Genomic DNA, 17,439 nt, shown 5'->3' on the forward strand with positions numbered 1-17,439 from the left:
AATCCGAACATATCCGGGCGTCCGCGAACCGTCAACGGACAGCGCTCACGCCCCGCGTGCCACCGCCGCGCCCCGCCGGGTCACCACCCACAGCACGAACCCGAGCCCGCTGAACCCGGCCCCCAGCGCGCAGACGGCGCTCCATCCGGCCGCCGCGTAGAGCGAGGTCGCGGCGATGGCGCCGGTGGCGCTGCCGACCGCGTAGAAGACCATGTAGCCGCCGATGAGGCGGCTGCCGGCGTCGGGGCGCAGCGCGTAGATCAGGGTCTGGTTGGTGACGTGGACCGCCTGCACGGCGAGGTCGAGCAGGATCACCCCGGCGATCAGCGCCCAGAGCGAGCCGCGCGTGAAGGCCAGCGGCAGCCAGGAGAGGGCGAGCAGCGCCAGGGCCGCGCCCGTGGTCCGCCCGGAGAGCCCGCGGTCGTTCAGGCGGCCCGCCGCGGACGCGGCCAGGGCGCCGACGACACCGATCAGGCCCAGCATCCCGATGGCGCTGTGCGACCAGGAGTACGGCTCCTCGCTGAGCGGCAGCGCGACGCTGCTCCACAGGGTGCTGAACGAGGCGAAGACGAGGAGCCCGAAGAGCGCCCGGAGCCGCAGCAGCGGTTCCCGTACGAACAAGGTCACCGTGGAGCACAGGAGTTGGCCGTAGCGCAGGCTCGCCGGGGGCGTACCGCCGCGCCGCGGCAGCACGCGGTGCAGGACGAGGGCGAGCAGGGCGGTGAGCGCGGCCGAGGCGAGGTAGACGGAGCGCCAGCCCGCGAGGTCGGCCAGGACGCCGGAGACGGTACGGGCGAGCAGGATGCCGATGACCACGCCGCCGGTGACCAGCCCGACGACCCGGCCGCGCGCGGCGGGCGGGGCGAGCGACGCGGCGAAGGCCACCAGCGTCTGCGTGACGACCGCGAGCAGCCCCATCGCGGCCATTCCCGCGAGCAGCACCGCCGCGGTCGGCGCGGCGGCCACCACCGCCAGCGCCGCCACCAGCAGCAGCAACTGGGCCACGACGAGCCGTCTGCGGTCGGCCATGTCGCCCAGCGGCACGAGCAGGAAGAGCCCGATCCCGTATCCGACGTGCGTGAGGGTGACGATGCCGCCGACGAGCGCCGGGCTCATGGCGAGGTCGTCGCCCATGGCCACCAGGAGCGGCTGGGAGAAGTAGACGTTGGCCACCGCGGCGCCGCAGGCGACGGCGAACAGCATGACGACGCCGCGGGACAGGGCGGGTCTCTCTTCGCTACGCGCTTCGGCCCGCCGGGTCGCGGCGTCGGCTCTGCCGGGCATGGGCACTCCCCCTCGATTTGGTTTCATCTTGCTACCAGCAAGACGGTAGCCCGGCTTGGTAGCATGTTGCAACCGACTTTGAGAGGAGACCGCCATGGTGGCCAGGACGCGCTTCGACGACAGCGAATGCCCCGTCGCCCGGTCCGTGGACGCGATCGGCGACTGGTGGTCGCTGCTGATCGTGCGGGACGCCTTCGACGGCAGCAGGCGGTTCGGGGAGTTCCAGCGCGGTCTCGGGGTGGCGAAGAACATCCTCACCGCGCGGCTGCGCACCCTCGTCGACGGCGGCGTCCTCGCCTCCGTCCCCGCCTCGGACGGCAGCGCCTACCGCGAGTACGTGCTGACGCCGAAGGGCGAGGCGCTCTTCCCCGTCATCGTGGCGCTGCGGCAGTGGGGCGAGGAGAACGCCTTCGCGCCCGGCGAACCGCACTCGGAGCTGCTCGACCGGCGGGAGGGGCGGCGCCTGCGCGGCCTCGAGGTGCTGTCGGCGGACGGGCGGCGGCTGCGTCCCGGCGAGACCGAGGTACGCAAGGTCCCGGCCGGGTGACGCGCGGGTGGCACCGGCCCCGGGCGCCTCAGGACCAGGCGCCCGCGAGCCAGGCGGCCCACAGCGCGACGGGCACCGCGAACGTCAGCAGGCGCAGCGCACCGTCCGCCGTCGCGGCGGCGGCGCGGTGCGGCGGCCAGGGCAGGGGGCGTACGCCGGGATCCGTGCCCGGCAGCGGGGTTCCGGCGGCCGCGGCGGCCGTCGCCGCCAGGGACGCGGCGGCGCGCCCGGCCGGAGTCTGCTCGTCCGGTACGTCACGGGGGCCGCCCGCGCCGTCCACACCGGCCGCACCGTTTACGCCGGCCGCGCCGCCCGGGACGTCCCCCGGCGGCACCTCCGCGCCCAACTCCCGGGCCACGTCCAGGAGGAGCGCCCGCTGCCGGGCATGCGTCCCCCGGTCCGGCTTCCCGCCCGGCCGGCCCGCGCGCGCCGCGCCGGGGGCGCCGGCCCGTAGCACGAAGGCGGACGCCTCGTCGTACACCGCGTACAGCGCCCCGCCGTCCCGCTCAGGGCCCGGCGCGACCGCCGCCGGCAGCGCCGCGTCCCGGTCCGCCGCGCGCAGCAGCGCCGCCGCCCCGCGCAGCGCGGCCGCCGCCTCCGCACCGCCGAGGACCCGGCCCCCGCCCGCGACCGTCGTACGCACCGCGGCCCCCGCCGCACCGCCCGGCACCACCAGCGACACCGCACCCCGCTCGGCGACCACCCAACTGCCGCCCCGCGGCCGGAACCCGCGCCGCCGCAGCCAGTACCCCGCCACGCTCGCCGCGCCGACGACCGCCGCCGCGCCGAGCAGCCACGGCACCGGCACGTCCCCGGTGATCCGCAGCAGCACCAGCAGGGCGTACGCCGCCGTGAACCGCGGCCACGTGCCCGGCAACCCGCCGTACGGCGGGCTCCACTCCCGTGCGCCCCGCGGCAGCCAGGCGTACGGGCTCGTGCCACCGCTCGCGCTCATGCGCCGCATCCTCCCACGCGCCGCACGCCCCCAACCACGGCGCCACAGCGGCACCTCCGCGACGTCTCCGCGGCACCTCCGCGACGTCTCCAGGCACGCGGAAGGGCCCGCGGCACACGCCGCGGGCCCTTCCGAACGGCAGCAGGGCACGGCGAGCGCGGTGAGCCGCGCTCGCCCGCCGCGCTCAGCCCTTGCGGGCCTTGACCTCACCGGTGAGCTGCGGGACGACCGCGAACAGGTCGCCGACGACGCCGTAGTCGACGAGGTCGAAGATCGGCGCCTCGTTGTCCTTGTTCACGGCCACGATCGTCTTCGACGTCTGCATCCCGGCCCGGTGCTGGATCGCGCCGGAGATGCCGGCCGCGATGTAGAGCTGCGGCGAGACCGTCTTGCCGGTCTGGCCGACCTGGTGCGAGTGCGGGTACCAGCCGGCGTCCACCGCCGCCCGGGAGGCGCCCACGGCCGCGCCGAGGGAGTCGGCGAGTTCCTCGATGATGCGGAAGTTCTCCGCGCCGTTGACGCCGCGGCCGCCGGAGACGACGATCGCCGCCTCGGTCAGCTCGGGGCGGCCCGTCGACTCGCGCGGGGTCCGGCCCACGACCTTCGTACCGGCAGCGGACTCGCCGAAGCCGAACGTCAACTGCTCCACGGCGCTCTCGACCGGGGCGGCCTCGGGGGCGGCGGAGTTGGGCTTGACGGTGATGACGGGGGTGCCGCGCGAGACGCGCGAGCGGGTGGTGAACGCGGCGGCGAACACGGCCTGCGTGGTGACCGGGCCGTCGTCGCCGGCCTCGACGTCCACGGCGTCGGTGATGATGCCGGAGCCGATTCGCACCGCGAGGCGGGCGCCGATCTCCTTGCCCTCCACCGACGAGGGCAGCAGTACGGCGGCCGGCTGCACCGCGTCGTAGGCGGCCTTCAGGGCGTCGACCTTCGGTACGACGAGGTAGTCGGCGAACTCGGCGGCGTCGGCCGTCAGCACGCGCACCGCGCCGTGCTCGGCGAGCACGGGCGCCGCGGCGTCGACGCCGGGGCCCAGGTGGACGGCGACCGGGTCGCCGATCCGGCGGGCGAGGGTCAGCAGCTCCAGCGTCGGCTTGCGCACGGCGCCGTCGACGTGGTCGACGTAGACGAGGACTTCAGTCATGGATCTCGTTCTCCTGCGATACGAGGGCGGAAGGCGGAACGGCGAAGGGGGTGCGGGGCCTCAGATGAACTTCTGGCCCGCGAGGAACTCGGCGAGCTGCTTGCCGCCCTCGCCCTCGTCCTTGACGATCGTGCCGGCGGTGCGCGCCGGGCGCTTCGTGGCGTCCTCGACCTTGGTCCAGGCGCCCGCCAGGCCGACCTCCTCGGCGTCGATGCCCAGGTCGTCCAGGTCCAGGGTCTCCACCGGCTTCTTCTTCGCCGCCATGATGCCCTTGAACGACGGGTAACGGGCCTCGCCCGACTGGTCGGTCACGGACACGACGGCCGGCAGCGCCGCCTCCAACTGCTCGCTCGCGGCGTCGCCGTCGCGGCGGCCGGTGACCTTGCCGTCGGCGACGGCGACGGCGGAGAGCTGGGTCACCTGGGGCACGCCCAGGCGCTCGGCGAGGATCGCGGGCAGCACGCCCATCGTGCCGTCGGTCGAGGCCATGCCGCAGACGACGAGGTCGTAGCCGACGTGCTCGACGGCCTTGGCCAGGACCAGCGAGGTGCCCATGACGTCGGTGCCGTGCAGCTCGTCGTCCTCGACGTGCACGGCCTTGTCGGCGCCCATGGACAGGCCCTTGCGCAGCGCGTCGCGCGCGTCCTCGGGGCCCACGGTCAGCACCGTGATCTCCGCGTCGCCGGCGGCCTCGGAGATCTGCAGGGCCTGTTCGACCGCGTACTCGTCCAGCTCCGACAGCAGGCCGTCGACGGCCTCGCGGTCGGTGGTCAGGTCATCGGAGAAGTGCCGGTCGCCGGTGGCGTCGGGCACGTACTTCACACAGACAACGATCCTCAAGCTCACGCCGGCTCTCCCACCGCTTCGTATCGAGACACTGCCGTGCTGGCAGCATAGGCGTCATCGACGGCTGCCACCGGGCGGATCCGGTGGTCGCCGTCCAGTTTATTACTCGCCAGTAAACCCGTGCGAGCGCCCTTCGCTCAAGGTCGACCGGCTGTGACATTTCCTACCCGTTCCGCCCGCCTCGGCTCCTCCGTGATCGCCGCTCCCAGCGCGGCGATGACGTCGGCCTTGCGCGGCAGGCCCGCGGCACGTCGTACGACCCGGCCGTCCGCGTCCAGCACGAGGACGGTCGGCGTCCTCGTCACCTCCAGCCTGCGGACGAGCCCGAGGTGGCTCTCGGCGTCCACGTCCACGTACGCCACGCCCGCGACCATGCCCGCCACGTCCGCGAGGACGCGCCGTGTGGCCGCGCAGGGGCGGCAGAAGGCGCTGGAGAACTGCACGAGCGTGGCCCGCTCCCCCAGCGCTTGCGCGTCGAGGTCCGCCGCCGTCAGCCGCTCCACCCGCTGCCCCACCGCCCGCTCGGCCGCCGCCCGTTCCGTCCCCGCTCGTTCCGTCGCCGCCCGTTCCGTCGTGCCGTCCGCCATGCATTCCAGCATGCAGCACCGCCGCGTGGTCAATGACAAGATCCCGTCACGCCGAAGGGGTGGGTCTGGCGCGGGGCGCACACGTCGTGCACGATCGGGGTGTACGCACCTACGCACGCGTAACTTCCGCCGGGAGCTCCTGACCCTCCGGGCCGGAGAAGGGACCAGCCCGGCATGGCAGACCTCGTGTACCCGCCCGTCGTCGGCATCTGCAGAACCGCCTTCAAGGCGATGGACCTGCGGATCGACCTGAAGGGCCAGGAGCACGTGCCGCGCCGCGGCGGCGCGGTCCTGGTGAGCAACCACATCAGCTACCTGGACTTCGTCTTCTGCGGCTACGCGGCCCGGCCGGCGAAGCGCTTCGTGCGCTTCATGACCAAGGAGTCGGTCTTCCGCCACCGCGTCTCGGGACCGCTGCTGCGCGCGATGAAGCACATCCCGGTCGACCGCGCGCAGGGCGGGCAGGCGTTCGCGCACGCGCTCAAGGCGCTGCGCTCCGGCGAGGTCGTCGGGGTCTTCCCGGAGGCGACGATCTCGCAGTCGTTCACGCTGAAGTCGTTCAAGTCGGGCGCCGCGCGGCTCGCGCAGCAGGCGGGGGTGCCGCTGCTGCCGATGGCGGTGTGGGGGACGCAGCGGATCTGGACCAAGGGCCGGACGCGGGACTTCGGGCGGAACCACCTGCCCATCACGATGCGCCTGGGCGCGCCGGTGCCGACCGGGGACGGGGTCGCGGACGCGCCGGCCGGGGCGGCGCAGGAGGACGCGGAGAAGCTGACGGAGCGGCTCAAGGGGCGGATCCAGGAGCTGCTGGAGGCGGCGCAGCACGCGTACCCGGACCGCCCGCGGGGGCCGGAGGACGACTGGTGGCAGCCGGCGCACCTGGGCGGCAGCGCGCCGGCGCCGGGGGTCTGAGCGGCGGGCGGCCGGGGGCCGCACGGCGGGCGCCGGGGCTGCGCTGCGGGGGCCGGAGCTGCGCGGCGGAGGGCCGGGGCGTATCGCCGGACCTGCCTCGACGGGCCGTAGCCTCACCCTCGATCTCGATCTCGATCTCGATGTCAGGTCGAGGGTGAGGTTCAGGGTGGCGGGCCGGCCTCAGGCCGGGTCGCGGATCTCGATCTCGGCGCCGGGCGAGCTCTTCTGCAGCGCCTCGGCCAGCTCCTCGGCCGCGGCGGTCAGCTCCTCGTACGTCATCGGCTCCTGCCGCTCCAGCAGGAACAGCGCGTTCGTGGAGTCCTCGGTGAGGCGGGTACGGACGCCCTGGCGCCAGTTCCAGCGGCGGCAGGTGACGCCCGCGCCGTCGCGCCAGACGACCTCGCCGGCGTCGGGGTGCTCCTCGTCGAAGCGCTCCTCGCCGGTGGCGCGGATGAGGTGCATGTCGCCGTCGGTCTGGTCGGTGTCCTCGCCGCCGACGGGGACGAGGTGGGCGACGCTGACGGCGTTGTAGATGTCGACCAGCCGGTTGATGCGCGGCAGGCCGGCGTCGGCAAGGGCGCGGCGGGCGAGCGCCTCCGCGGAGTTGCGGAACTTGGACGGCTTGGCGCCGAAGGCGGCGTACGCGGCCCGCCACGCCTGCATGTGCGGGTCCTGCTGCGGCGGGGTGTCGCCGAGGCGCGCGGCGAGGCGGCGGGCGGCGTCGTCGAGGAGCGCGGCGCCTGCGGCGTCGCTGGGGCCGCCGACGAGGCCACGGGCGACGACGGTGACGTGGGCGAAGCCGGGGGCGAGGGCGCGTACGTCGTCGGCGACGTGGGTGCGGAGGGTCATGCGGTCCTTCTGTTCTCGGGGCGGGTCGGGGGCTGGTGGGCCGCGGTGGTGCCGGGGCGTACGGCACGGTACGGGAGGCGGGTCCGCGGGGGTGCCGCGGGCGGCGGCTTTGTCAGTGGGGCGGCCTACCCTTGGGCGGGTGTGCGGGGTTGTGTGGGGGTTTTGGAGTTTTCGGGGGTGTGCAAGCCGGCACGGGCGTGCAGTCCGGCGCGGGCGTGGGGTGCGGCGCGAGCGTGGGGCCGGGGCGGGTGCGGGGGCCGGGGTTACAGGGCGGTGGGGAGGATGCGGTCCAGGTGGCGGCGGTCGGTGGCCGCGTGGAGCGCTTCGAGCGTAGCCGGGTGGGGCGTCGCCCGGACCAGCAGGTCGTCGCGCTCGCCCGCGGACGGGTCCGGGGCGAAGGCCAGTTGCTCGCGGTCGAGGCGGAACTGCGCGTCCACGCCCGGCTTGTTGCCGCGCGGGTCCTGGCGGATCCAGTCGCGCCCCGGCAGCCGAAGCGCGACCAGGCCGTGCAGTACGCCGAGGTGCTGGTAGCAGAAGCCGGCCGGTATGCCCTGCGCGCGCAGCAGGGCGACGAGGGCATGGGCCTTGGCGTAGCAGATCCCCGTACGGGCCTTCAGCACGTCCGAGGCGCGGCAGGTGACGCGGAGGTCCCCGGCGTCGTTGGAGTGGGGGATGGTGTCCCGTATGAACTCGTAGGCCCCCTTGGCGTACGCTTCCGGCGCCTCCGCGACCTCGCGCAGCCGGTACGCGGTCCCGGCCACGAGCGGGTGCTCGTGGTCGACGACCGCGTCGGCGGCGAGGTACGCGGACAGGTCGGGCCGCTCCTGCTGGAGTTCCATGCAGAGGAGCGTATAGGCATGCGGCGGTTACGTCCTCCGCATTTCCTCCGCGATCGCGGCGACGAAGGTGTCGACGTCCTCCTCCGTGGTGTCGAAGGAGCACATCCAGCGCACCACGCCGTCCGCCTCGTCCCAGAAGTAGAAGCGGAAGTCCTTCTGCAACGCCAGCGACACGTCGTGCGGCAGCCGGGCGAAGATGCCGTTGGCCTGCACGGGGTGCAGCACCTCGACGCCGTCGACGCCGCGTACGCCGTCGGCGAGGCGGGCGGCCATCGCGTTGGCGTGGCGGGCGTTGCGCAGCCACAGGTCCCTGGCGAGCAGCGCCTCGAACTGGGCCGAGACGAAGCGCATCTTGGAGGCGAGCTGCATCGAGAGCTTGCGCAGGTGCTTCATCGCGCGTACGGCGCCGGGGTCGAGCACGACGACGGCCTCGCCGAGGAGCATGCCGTTCTTCGTGCCGCCGAAGGAGAGGATGTCGACGCCGGCGACGTTGGTGAACGCGCGCATCGGCACGTCCAGGCTCGCCGCCGCGTTGGCTATCCGGGCGCCGTCGAGGTGGACGCGCATGCCGCGGCGGTGCGCGTGGTCGCAGATGGCGCGGATCTCGTCCGGGGTGTAGACCGTGCCGTACTCGGTGGCCTGGGTGATCGAGACGACCTGCGGCATGGCACGGTGCTCGTCGTCCCAGCCGCGCGCCTCGCGGTCGATCAGCTCGGGGGTGAGCTTGCCGTCCGGGGTGGGTACGGTCAGCAGCTTCAGTCCGCCGACGCGCTCGGGGGCGCCGCACTCGTCGACGTGGATGTGCGCGGTGTCCGCGCAGATCACCGCGCCCCAGCGGTCGGTGACGGCCTGGAGCGCGACGACGTTGGCGCCGGTGCCGTTGAACACCGGGTAGACGTCGGCGTCCATGCCGAAGTGGCCGCGGAAGACGTGCTGCAGGTGGGCGGTGTAGTCGTCCTCGCCGTAGCTGACCTGGTGGCCCCCGTTGGCCAGGGCGAGCGCGGCGAGGATCTCCGGGTGCGCGCCGGCGTAGTTGTCGCTGGCGAAGCCGCGCGCCGCCGGGTCGTGGCGGCGCTTGGCGTCGGTGCGCGGAGCCTGTCCCGCGGCTCCCGTGGTCGTCGTGGTCATGGCCGGGCGGTGAGCCACAGGCGGGTCCCGTTCAGTTCTTGCGCGGGCCGGTCCCAGACCTCCGCGATGTTGTCGGCAAGGTCGTCCACGTCGGTGAAGCCGGTGAACTTGGCGTTCGGCTTGGCTTTGCGCATCGCGTCGTTCACCAGCGCCTTGACCACCAGGATGACGGCCGCTCCCGCGGGCCCGTCCAGCCCCTCGGCCTCCCCGGCCTTGCGGAAGCCGTCGGCCATGGCCAGCGTCCACGCCTCGGCGCCGGCCTTGGCGGCGGCGTACGCGGCGTTGCCCGCGGTGGGCTGGCTGGCGCCGGCGGCGCTGACGAGGACGTAGCGGCCGCGGTCGCTGCGGCGCAGCGGCTCGTCGAACGCGAGGGAGGTGTGCTGCACGGTACGCAGGAGCAGGTCGTGCAGCACGGTCCAGTCGGCCAGGTCGGTGGTGGCGAAGGAGCGCGAGCCGCGCCAGCCGCCGACGAGGTGGACCAGGCCGTCGACGCGGCCGTAGTCCTTCTCGATGCGCTCGGCCCAGGCGTGGGCGGCGTGCAGGTCGAGCAGGTCGACCGTGTCGCCGGTGACCTGCGCCGCGCCGCCACCCGCGGCCCGCGCCGCGCTCACGGACTCGGCCAGCCGCTCGGCGTCCGCGTCGCAGCCGACGAGGACCGCGCCGGCCTTGGCGAGCCGGCACAGCGCAGCCCGGCCCGCGGGCCCGCCCGCTCCCGCCACGGCCACGACGGCGCCGGTCAGCGGCCCGCTGTTTCCGTTACTGCCGTTTGCCCCGGGGCTCATGACGATCTCCTCCTCCGCTGCCCTGCCGACCGCGGGGTCCGTCACGCGGCGTCCGCCAGTTCCGCGGTCTCGGCCGTGATGCCCCGCGTCGACTCGATCACCTTGCGCAGCTTCTTGGCAAGGGCCTCATAGAACATGCTGAGGGGAAACTCGTCGGGCAGCACGTCGTCCACGAGTTTCCGCGGCGGCTTTGCCAGGTCCAGGGCGTCGGGGCCCTTGGCCCAGGTGGAGCCGGGGTGCGGGGCCAGGTAGGTGGACACCAGGTCGTACGCCTTGAACCAGTGAACCAGCTTCGGGCGGTCGATGCCCTCGCGGTACAGCGTCTCGATCTCGTTGCGCAGCCGTCCGGTGACCTCGCGGGCCAGGTCCCAGTCGACGGACAGCCGGTTGTCGGTCCAGCGCAGCGCGTCGTGCTTGTGCAGGTACGCGAAGAGGAGCTGGCCACCGAGACCGTCGTAGTTGCGGTTGCGCTCGCCGGTGACGGGGAAGCGGAACAGCCGGTCCATGAGCACCGCGTACTGCACGTCGCGGCCCTGCGGGAAGCCGTCGGCGGCGAGCTTGCCGGCCTCGTGGAAGGCGGTGAGGTCGCAGCGCAGCTCCTCTATGCCGTACATCCAGAACGGCTGCCGCTGCTTGATCATGAAGGGGTCGAACGGCAGGTCGCCGTGGCTGTGCGTACGGTCGTGGACCATGTCCCACAGCACGAACGTCTGCTGGGCGCGCTCCTGGTCGGTGAGCAGGCCGCGGGCCTCTTCGGGCAGCTCGAGACCGGTGGCCCCGGCGGCGGCGGTGCTGACGCGGCGGAAGCGGGCGGCCTCGCGGTCGCAGAAGATGGCGCCCCAGGTGAAGCGCGGGGGGACCTCGCGCATGGCGATGGTCTCGGGGAAGAGCACGGCGGAGTTCGTGTCGTACCCGGCGGTGAAGTCCTCGAAGGTGATGCCGAGGAACATGGGGTTGTCGTAGCGGGTGCGCTCCAGCTCGGCGAGCCAGCCGGGCCAGACGACGCGGATGACGACGGCCTCGAAGTTGCGGTCCGGGTTGCCGTTCTGGGTGTACATGGGGAAGACGACGAGGTGCTGCAGCCCGTCGGCCCGGTGGTCCGCGGGGTGGAAGGCGAGCACCGAGTCCAGGAAGTCGGGCACGCCGAAGCCGCCGGCGGCCCACCGGCGCAGGTCGGCGACGACGGCGTCGTGGTACGCGGCGTCGTGGGGCACCAGCGGGGACAGCTCCCGTACCGCGGCGGCGGCGCGCTCGACCGCGTCCTCGACGGCGGGACGCGCCGGTGCGCCCTCGGCCTCGAAGTCGATCGAACCGTCCTTTGCCTGCCAGGGGCGGACCTCCTCGACGGCCGCCTTGAGCCGCTCCCAGGCGGGGTGCTCGACTACGCGCGGGGCGTCCGCGGCGGACAGAACGTCACCTTCCGCGGTTGCGGAAGCAAGAATTTCCGTCATGGACCACTCCTACGTTAAGAACTTCCTGTTTCCCCACCGTATCTCTGCACCAGGACCTCCCTCAAGCGGGCCTCCGGGAAACCTTGCGCAGCTCGCGGGTACGGAACGTAAATCTTCCGGCGATCCGTGGTTTACCCCCTGGCCCTTCCCGTTCCCCACGCCGTACGGGTGCCCGGGCAGCCGCGCGGGGCGGCCCTCCCACCTCCGGGTGACCCCGCCCGCGGCTCCGCGTCGACCCGCCGTGCGGACCCGCGCACGACCGGTGTCGATCTCCCCGAATTGGCCTAGGCTTTGCGCCAGTCTGTGACGGACCGCCGACGGAGGGCGAGAGCGCAGTGTCATTTCTGACCATCGGTCACCGCGGGTTGATGGGCGTCGAGCCGGAGAACACGATCCGCTCCTTCGTTCGCGCGGATCGCGAGGGCATGGACGCCATCGAGCTCGACGTGCATCTGAGCAAGGACGGCCACCTGGTCGTCATGCACGACCCCGACGTGGACCGCACGACGGACGGCGAGGGCCCCATCGCCGACTTCACGCTCGCCGAGCTGCGCGAGCTGGACGCCGGCCAGGGCGAGCGCGTCCCGACCTTCGACGAGGTGGTCGAGGCGGTGAAGGGCCGGCTGCAGGTCGAGATCAAGGACGCCGCCGCGGCGAAGGCCCTCGCCGGGGCCATGACCGCGCACGACCTCGTCGGCCGCGTCGAGGTGCTGTCGTTCCACGACGAGGCGCTGGCGGAGATGCGGCAACTGCTGCCCGACGTGCCGCGGGTGCTGGTCGCCAGCCACTACGGGCTCGGGGTGGTCGACCGCGCCCGCGAGGTCGGCGCGGTCATGCTGTCGCTGAACATCCGCCGGCTGACGCTGGAGCTGGCCGACCGCGCGCACGACGCGGGTCTGAAGGTCATCGCCTGGACCGTCAACACCCCCGAGGAGCTGAAGCTCGCCCGCGGCCTGGGGCTGCAGGGCGTGGTGACGGACTTCCCCGGGATGAAGCACTCGGTGCGCTTCACCGCCTGACCCGCCGCGCGCCCCCTGCGCCCGCTCCTTGCGCCTGTGCGCTCGCGTGCGGGCGCAGTCGTGCGGGCAGCCTTCCGTCAAAGCGCCCTGCACTCCGGGCCGGCACCGGCCGGCCGCCGCAGTCGTGCCGCGGGGCCGCCGCCGTCGTCGTCCGAGGGGGCCCGCGGATGCACGGACCGCCGCTCGCCGGCCTGCTGCTGACCGCGCTCTGCGCGGGCGTCGCCGGGCTGTGTCTGCTACGGATGCGGGCCGTCGCCGCGGAGGAGCGGCGCGGCGCCGCGGGGGACGCGCTCATGGGTCTGGGGATGGCGGCGATGGCCCTTCCCGCGGGGCTGCCGGGGCCCGCGGCGTGGACGGCGGGTGCGTTCGCGGTGGTCTTCGGCGCCGCGTTCGTACGGGCCGTGCTGCCGCTGCGCGCCGCCGGGCACCATCTGCACCACGCGATCGGGGCGCTGGCGATGGTGTACATGGCGGTGGCCATGGGCGCGGCCGGCCACGGCGGGCACGGCGCCGCCGCCGGGCTGCCCGCCGTCACCGCGGGGCTGCTTGCGTACTACGTGCTGTATGTGCTGCACGGGGGGCTGAGGCCGGTCGCCGCGGGAGCAGGGGGTCCGCGGGGGCCGGTCCCGGCCGGGACGGGGACCGTCGCGGGGTGGGCGGCGCGGCCCGAGCTGGCCGGTGCGTGCCGGGTCTGCATGGGGACGGGCATGGTCGCCATGCTCCTCGCCCTCTGACTGCCCGGTGTCGTCCGTCACTTCACGGGCGGACACGTACCGGCCGGCGCCCCGGCTCCGTACGCTGATCACATGGTGATCCCGCTCACGCTGCTCGCCTTCGCCGTCGTCGCCGCCGCGGTCGCGCCCCGGCTGCTGACCCGTGCCGCGTGGGCGGACCGCGAGCCGGTGCTCGCGCTGTGGGTGTGGCAGTGCGTCGTGGCCGCCGTGCTGCTGTGCTGCGGGCTGGCCATGTCGCTGAGCGCCGCCGTGGCCTGGGCGCAGGTGCACAGCGGGGTCTTCGCCCCGGCGCCGGCCGCGGTGCGGGACGCGTACGGCGACGCCACCGGCGCCACCTGGGCCGCGGTGCTCGCCGTGGCGCTGGCGGCGGGCGGGCTGTGGACGTCCGTGATGTTCGTACGCGAGGTCCGTACCGCCCGGGTGCAGCGCCGCCGGCGCCGCGAGGAGCTGCGCCGCCGGGCGCCGCTGCTGCCCGGCGAGGACACCGGCGCCGAGCGGCTGGTGGTGCTGGAGGGCGAGCGCCCCGACGCCTGGTGGCTGCCCGGCGGGCAGGCCGCCCAGCTCGTCATCACCACGGCCGCCCTGCGGCGGCTGAAGAAGCGCCAGCTCGACGCGGTGCTCGCGCACGAGCAGGGGCACAGCCGGGCCCGCCACCACTGGCTGCAGCACTGCGCGGGCGCGCTCGCGGGCGTACCGAGCTTCCCGGTCTTCCGGGCCTTTCGCGACGAGGTGCACCGGCTGTGCGAACTGGCCGCGGACGACGTCGCCTCGCGCCGCTTCGGACGGATGACGTTCGCCACCGCACTGGTCGAACTCAACGAGGAGCGCGGCGTGTTCGGCCCCGGGCCCGGCCACGGCCACCACGCCCACCTCCCGCAGCGCGTCGACCGGCTGCTCGCGGCGGCGCCGCGGTTCACCCCGGCCCGCCGGCTGCGGCTGACCTTCGCCGCGCTGGCGGCGCCCGCCGTACCGCTGCTGGTGGCTTTCGGCCCCGGGCTCAGCGCGCTCGCGTAGGGTCGGCGTCGTGACAGCCGCCGCGCCGCGCCACGCCTCCCCCGCCCTGCGCCTCACCGCCGCCGTCCTCACGCTGCTGAGCGTCCTGCTCACGGTGCTGGTGGCCGCCACCTGGCAGCCGCTGATGGACGCCGACGGCACCGTGGCCCGGCGGCTGCACTCCGCCGCCCTGTCGGAACCGGGCTGGACCAAGGCGAACCGGATCATGACCGACTGGGTCTGGGACCCCGCGACCATGCGGCTGCTGATCCTGGCCGTGATCCTTTGGCTGCTGTGGCGCGGCGCGCGGCGGCTGCCGCTGTGGCTGGCGAGCGCGGTCGCGGTGGGCTGGGTGCTGCAGTACGCCCTGAAGGCGGGGGTCGGCCGGGACCGGCCGAAGTGGGCCCACCCGGTGGACTCCGCCTCGCACGCCGCCTTCCCCTCCGGCCACGCGATGACGGTCGCGCTGGTCTGCGGCCTGCTGCTGTGGGTGCTGAGCCGCACGCCCGGCGTGCCGGCGGGCCTGCGGTACGCCGCGTGGACGGCCGCGGCCGTGTCGGTGGCGGGCGTGTGCTTCACCCGGGTGTGGCTGGGGGTGCACTGGATGAGCGACGTGATCGGCGGCGCCCTGATGGGCGCGGCCGTCGCGGCGATCGCGGCGGTGGCGTACGGCGCGGTGGAGCGGTCCCCGCGCGACGAGCGGTCGGAGGTACGCGGATGAGCCCCAAGGCAGTGCTCTTCGACTTCTCCGGGACGCTGTTCCGCATCGAGCCCGCGGTGCGGTGGCTGCGCGCGGCGCTCGACGCCTCGGGGGTGGCCGCCGACGACGCCGCGGTCGTGCGGTACGCGGCCGCGCTGGAGCGCGCGGGGGCGCTGCCCGGCGGCAGCTTCCCCGAGCGCGTACCGGAGTCGCTGGCGGAGCTGTGGCGGACCCGGGACCGGAGCATGGAGCGGCACCGGGCGGCCTACACGGGCCTGGCCCGGCTGGTCCCGCTGCCGTGGCCGGACGGGATCTACGAGGCGCTGTACGAGCGGCACATGGCGCCGGCGGCGTGGGACCCGTACCCCGACGCGGCGGCCGTGCTGCGCCGGCTGCGGGAGCGCCGGGTGCGGGTGGGGGTGGTGAGCAACATCGGCTGGGACCTGCGGCCGGTGTTCCGCGCGCACGGGCTCGACGCGTACGTGGACGCGTACACGCTCTCGTACGAGCACGGGGTGCAGAAGCCGGACGCGCGGCTGTTCCGGGTCGCGTGCGAGGCGGTCGGGCGGGCGCCGGAGGACGTGCTGATGGTCGGCGACGACCGCCGCGCCGACGGCGGCGCCACGGCGCTGGGGTGCGGCTACTTCCCGGTGCACCACCTGCCTGCCGCCGAACGCCCGGACGGGCTGCGGCCGGTGCCGGCGCTCGTCGGCTGACAGCGCGTAAGGCCGCCGCCAGCGCGGGAGTCCGGCTTCAGGCGGCCGGCATCTCGGCGGCCGGGTGGATGGCCAGCTTGAACTGCGCGTGGGTGATGCGCGCGCTCCGCCCGCCGTTGTGGCGGACGAGGAACGCCAGCGGGGTGCGCGGCCGGACGAAGATCTCGTGGTGCTTGTGGCGGTACTCGCCGCCCGGGGTGCCGGCGTGGTCCTCGGTGGCGGTGGCGTCGTAGCCGCCGGCGAGACCGAGCGGGTCGCGGACGAACCGGTCCCGGACCTCGGTGTAGTCGCCCGTCTCCCAGTACACCATCGCGGTCAGCGACCCCCAGCCCTCCCGGCTCGGCCAGATCAGGCCGGAGCGGCGGTCCGGGAAGGAGGACCGCTTGCCGTCCGGCTGGGCCGCCTGGTGCATGCCGTGGGCGTCGAACGACTCGCGGGAGCCGTACGGGAAGCGGACGATGTGGTACTCGCCGTCGGCGGGTATGACCTGCGGTTTGTCGACGATGAGCGAGCAGATGTAGACAGCCATGCGACTCCCGTTCGGGGTGGGGAAGTGCACGGCACAGTGGACTCCGTACACCGTCCTGTCAAGGAGCGGTGCCGGGGTCCGCGAGGATGACGGGGATGCGGGAGCGGACGTAGTCGCGGGCCAGCGTGGCGCGGCGCAGCCGCCACAGCGGGGCGGTGCGCGCCGGGTGTTCGGCGTAGCGCCGGTCGCGGATGTCGTCGACCAGGGCCGCGGGGGCGCCGGTGGCGGCGAGCACGTCGAGGGCCTCGCCCTTGGTGATCAGGCGGCCCTCGCGCAGGGTGACGCCGGCGCGGGCGACGGTGATCGGGCCGAGGTCGACCCAGACGTCGCGCAGCCACCGCCGCCGCCGCGAGGCGGTGGCCGGCAGCCAGTACTCGGCGAGGTCCTTGCGGATGAACGCGGTCAACTCCGCGTCCGGCAGCGGCGGGAGCAGCCCGGAAGGGCCGGGACCGTGCAGCACCAGCGCGCCGGTGTGCAGCTCGCGCCGGGTGACCGGGGTGACGGGGCGGCTGAACAACTCGGCGTGGGCCCAGGTGAGGTGGTCGAGGCCGGCGCCGGCGAGGCGGTCCACGGCGACGTACGAGCAGTGCAGCTTGGCGGCGAGCGGCACCTCGCTGTGGAGCCTGCGGTGCAGCGCCTCCAGCCGTCCGCGGGCGGCGGGGTCGGCGCCGACGTCATGGCGGACGACGGCGATGAGGTCCAGGTCGCTGCGGTACGGGCGGTAGTCGCCGAGGGCGAGCGAGCCGTGGGCCCACAGTGCTTCCAGCGGCACCGCGGCGCGCAGGGCGGCGAGGAAGCGGTCCAGGAGCGGCCGGGCGGCGTCGCGCGAGGTCACGTCAGGCCGCCAGCAGTTCGTCGAGGCCGGCGCGGGCCAGCTCCTCCAGCTCGTCGAGCGCGGCGCGGGCGCGGGCGGCGGTGCCGGGGTCGTGCTCGGGCAGGCCGCTGGCGACGAACTCGTCCTCGTCGAGCCGGAGCAGGGTCTGCCGGTCGCCGGAGAGCCACAGGTCGAGCTCCAGGTCGTGCACGGTGACCCGGTCCTCCTCGACGCGGGCGGGTCTGGCCACGTCGCAGTACCAGCCCTTGACGCGGCCGTCGGCGGCCCGGATCTCCTTGACCGAATACCAGCGGTCGCGCCAGAAGTGCTCGGTCCACACGTCGCCCTGCTCGAACCGGACGTACCCCGCGTCGCGCTCCTTCGGGCCGGCCCAAGGGGCCCGTACCACCGCGTGGTTGCCGTCGTCGCGGACGACGACCGCGGGGTAGCTCAGGCCCGGCCTGAGCTGTTTGACCAGCGTGACCTCGACCTCGCGGCCCGGTGTCAGCATGCCCATCCTCCCGTACGCGTCCCCCCGGGCACGGTACCGCAGCGGGCCGGCCGGCCACGGCAATTGGTGAGGCCCCGCGACGGGGGAGCGCGGGGC

Annotated in this window: 20 protein-coding genes; 7 read left to right on the forward strand and 13 right to left on the reverse strand. The window is 74.4% G+C overall.

What is annotated here, in order from left to right; translation table 11 throughout:
• Positions 1 to 45 precede the first annotated feature (45 nt).
• A complete protein-coding gene (locus ACFYVJ_RS04120; protein WP_388886423.1) occupies positions 46 to 1,284 on the reverse strand; it encodes an MFS transporter in 1,239 nt (412 codons plus the stop codon).
• A 94-nt stretch (positions 1,285 to 1,378) separates the two neighbouring features.
• Between ACFYVJ_RS04120 and ACFYVJ_RS04125 the strand changes: the two genes are divergently transcribed.
• Entirely contained in the window at positions 1,379 to 1,831 is a 453-nt protein-coding gene (locus ACFYVJ_RS04125; protein ID WP_388886425.1) for a winged helix-turn-helix transcriptional regulator, read from the forward strand.
• Positions 1,832 to 1,859: 28 nt separating this feature from the next.
• On the opposite strand, the gene ACFYVJ_RS04130 is transcribed toward ACFYVJ_RS04125, so the two are convergent.
• The 4 genes from ACFYVJ_RS04130 to ACFYVJ_RS04145 form a co-directional block, all read right to left on the reverse strand.
• Positions 1,860 to 2,786 (reverse strand): hypothetical protein, encoded by a 927-nt coding sequence (locus tag ACFYVJ_RS04130; RefSeq protein WP_388886427.1) that lies wholly within the window; start codon positions 2,784 to 2,786, stop codon positions 1,860 to 1,862.
• Positions 2,787 to 2,970: 184 nt separating this feature from the next.
• Positions 2,971 to 3,933 (reverse strand): electron transfer flavoprotein subunit alpha/FixB family protein, encoded by a 963-nt coding sequence (locus ACFYVJ_RS04135; protein ID WP_388886429.1) that lies wholly within the window; start codon positions 3,931 to 3,933, stop codon positions 2,971 to 2,973.
• Positions 3,934 to 3,993: 60 nt separating this feature from the next.
• Positions 3,994 to 4,779: an electron transfer flavoprotein subunit beta/FixA family protein gene (locus ACFYVJ_RS04140; protein WP_388886430.1), complete on the reverse strand. Its 786-nt coding sequence runs from the start codon at positions 4,777 to 4,779 to the stop codon at positions 3,994 to 3,996.
• Positions 4,780 to 4,916: 137 nt separating this feature from the next.
• Positions 4,917 to 5,366 (reverse strand): TlpA family protein disulfide reductase, encoded by a 450-nt coding sequence (locus ACFYVJ_RS04145; RefSeq protein ID WP_388886431.1) that lies wholly within the window; start codon positions 5,364 to 5,366, stop codon positions 4,917 to 4,919.
• Between the two features lie 174 nt (positions 5,367 to 5,540).
• Between ACFYVJ_RS04145 and ACFYVJ_RS04150 the strand changes: the two genes are divergently transcribed.
• Positions 5,541 to 6,278 (forward strand): lysophospholipid acyltransferase family protein, encoded by a 738-nt coding sequence (locus ACFYVJ_RS04150; protein ID WP_388886433.1) that lies wholly within the window; start codon positions 5,541 to 5,543, stop codon positions 6,276 to 6,278.
• 180 nt (positions 6,279 to 6,458) lie between these two features.
• Here the strand turns inward: ACFYVJ_RS04150 and ACFYVJ_RS04155 are convergent, their stop codons facing one another.
• The 5 genes from ACFYVJ_RS04155 to ACFYVJ_RS04175 all read right to left on the reverse strand — a co-directional run bounded on the left by ACFYVJ_RS04155 (position 6,459) and on the right by ACFYVJ_RS04175 (position 11,327).
• A complete protein-coding gene (locus tag ACFYVJ_RS04155) occupies positions 6,459 to 7,127 on the reverse strand; it encodes a B3/4 domain-containing protein (protein WP_388886435.1) in 669 nt (222 codons plus the stop codon).
• 263 nt (positions 7,128 to 7,390) lie between these two features.
• Positions 7,391 to 7,966, reverse strand: coding sequence for a transglutaminase family protein (locus ACFYVJ_RS04160; RefSeq protein WP_388886437.1), 576 nt, complete (start codon positions 7,964 to 7,966; stop codon positions 7,391 to 7,393).
• Positions 7,967 to 7,993: 27 nt separating this feature from the next.
• On the reverse strand, positions 7,994 to 9,094 hold the full coding sequence (locus ACFYVJ_RS04165) for a threonine aldolase family protein (RefSeq protein WP_388886439.1): 1,101 nt from the start codon (positions 9,092 to 9,094) through the stop codon (positions 7,994 to 7,996).
• The gene (locus ACFYVJ_RS04170; RefSeq protein ID WP_388886441.1) at positions 9,091 to 9,876 is read right to left on the reverse strand and encodes an SDR family NAD(P)-dependent oxidoreductase; all 786 of its coding nucleotides are present in this window, start codon (positions 9,874 to 9,876) and stop codon (positions 9,091 to 9,093) included. The genes ACFYVJ_RS04165 and ACFYVJ_RS04170 overlap by 4 nt, the downstream gene beginning before the upstream one ends.
• Positions 9,877 to 9,917: 41 nt before the next feature.
• The gene (locus tag ACFYVJ_RS04175; protein ID WP_388886443.1) at positions 9,918 to 11,327 is read right to left on the reverse strand and encodes a DUF6421 family protein; all 1,410 of its coding nucleotides are present in this window, start codon (positions 11,325 to 11,327) and stop codon (positions 9,918 to 9,920) included.
• A 335-nt stretch (positions 11,328 to 11,662) separates the two neighbouring features.
• Between ACFYVJ_RS04175 and ACFYVJ_RS04180 the strand changes: the two genes are divergently transcribed.
• The 5 genes from ACFYVJ_RS04180 to ACFYVJ_RS04200 all read left to right on the forward strand — a co-directional run bounded on the left by ACFYVJ_RS04180 (position 11,663) and on the right by ACFYVJ_RS04200 (position 15,489).
• Complete coding sequence (locus ACFYVJ_RS04180; RefSeq protein WP_388886445.1) at positions 11,663 to 12,346, forward strand: glycerophosphodiester phosphodiesterase; 684 nt, start codon at positions 11,663 to 11,665, stop codon at positions 12,344 to 12,346.
• Positions 12,347 to 12,513: 167 nt separating this feature from the next.
• A complete protein-coding gene (locus ACFYVJ_RS04185) occupies positions 12,514 to 13,080 on the forward strand; it encodes a DUF5134 domain-containing protein (protein ID WP_388886446.1) in 567 nt (188 codons plus the stop codon).
• Between the two features lie 72 nt (positions 13,081 to 13,152).
• Entirely contained in the window at positions 13,153 to 14,094 is a 942-nt protein-coding gene (locus ACFYVJ_RS04190) for a M56 family metallopeptidase (protein ID WP_388886448.1), read from the forward strand.
• 10 nt (positions 14,095 to 14,104) lie between these two features.
• A complete protein-coding gene (locus ACFYVJ_RS04195; RefSeq protein WP_388886450.1) occupies positions 14,105 to 14,794 on the forward strand; it encodes a phosphatase PAP2 family protein in 690 nt (229 codons plus the stop codon).
• Positions 14,791 to 15,489: an HAD family hydrolase gene (locus tag ACFYVJ_RS04200; RefSeq protein WP_388886452.1), complete on the forward strand. Its 699-nt coding sequence runs from the start codon at positions 14,791 to 14,793 to the stop codon at positions 15,487 to 15,489. Before ACFYVJ_RS04195 ends, ACFYVJ_RS04200 begins: the two co-directional genes overlap by 4 nt.
• Positions 15,490 to 15,526: 37 nt before the next feature.
• Here ACFYVJ_RS04200 and ACFYVJ_RS04205 read toward each other — a convergent pair whose 3' ends face one another.
• The 3 genes from ACFYVJ_RS04205 to ACFYVJ_RS04215 are packed head-to-tail and all read right to left on the reverse strand — an operon-like array spanning position 15,527 to position 17,343.
• Entirely contained in the window at positions 15,527 to 16,018 is a 492-nt protein-coding gene (locus ACFYVJ_RS04205) for a hypothetical protein (protein ID WP_388886454.1), read from the reverse strand.
• A gap of 58 nt (positions 16,019 to 16,076) precedes the next feature.
• The gene (locus ACFYVJ_RS04210) at positions 16,077 to 16,853 is read right to left on the reverse strand and encodes a nucleotidyltransferase domain-containing protein (RefSeq protein WP_388886456.1); all 777 of its coding nucleotides are present in this window, start codon (positions 16,851 to 16,853) and stop codon (positions 16,077 to 16,079) included.
• Position 16,854: 1 nt separating this feature from the next.
• Complete coding sequence (locus ACFYVJ_RS04215; protein ID WP_388886457.1) at positions 16,855 to 17,343, reverse strand: DUF402 domain-containing protein; 489 nt, start codon at positions 17,341 to 17,343, stop codon at positions 16,855 to 16,857.
• Positions 17,344 to 17,439: the final 96 nt, after the last annotated feature.

This window comes from Streptomyces sp. NPDC004134 (genome assembly GCF_042874195.1).
Taxonomy (GTDB): domain Bacteria; phylum Actinomycetota; class Actinomycetes; order Streptomycetales; family Streptomycetaceae; genus Streptomyces.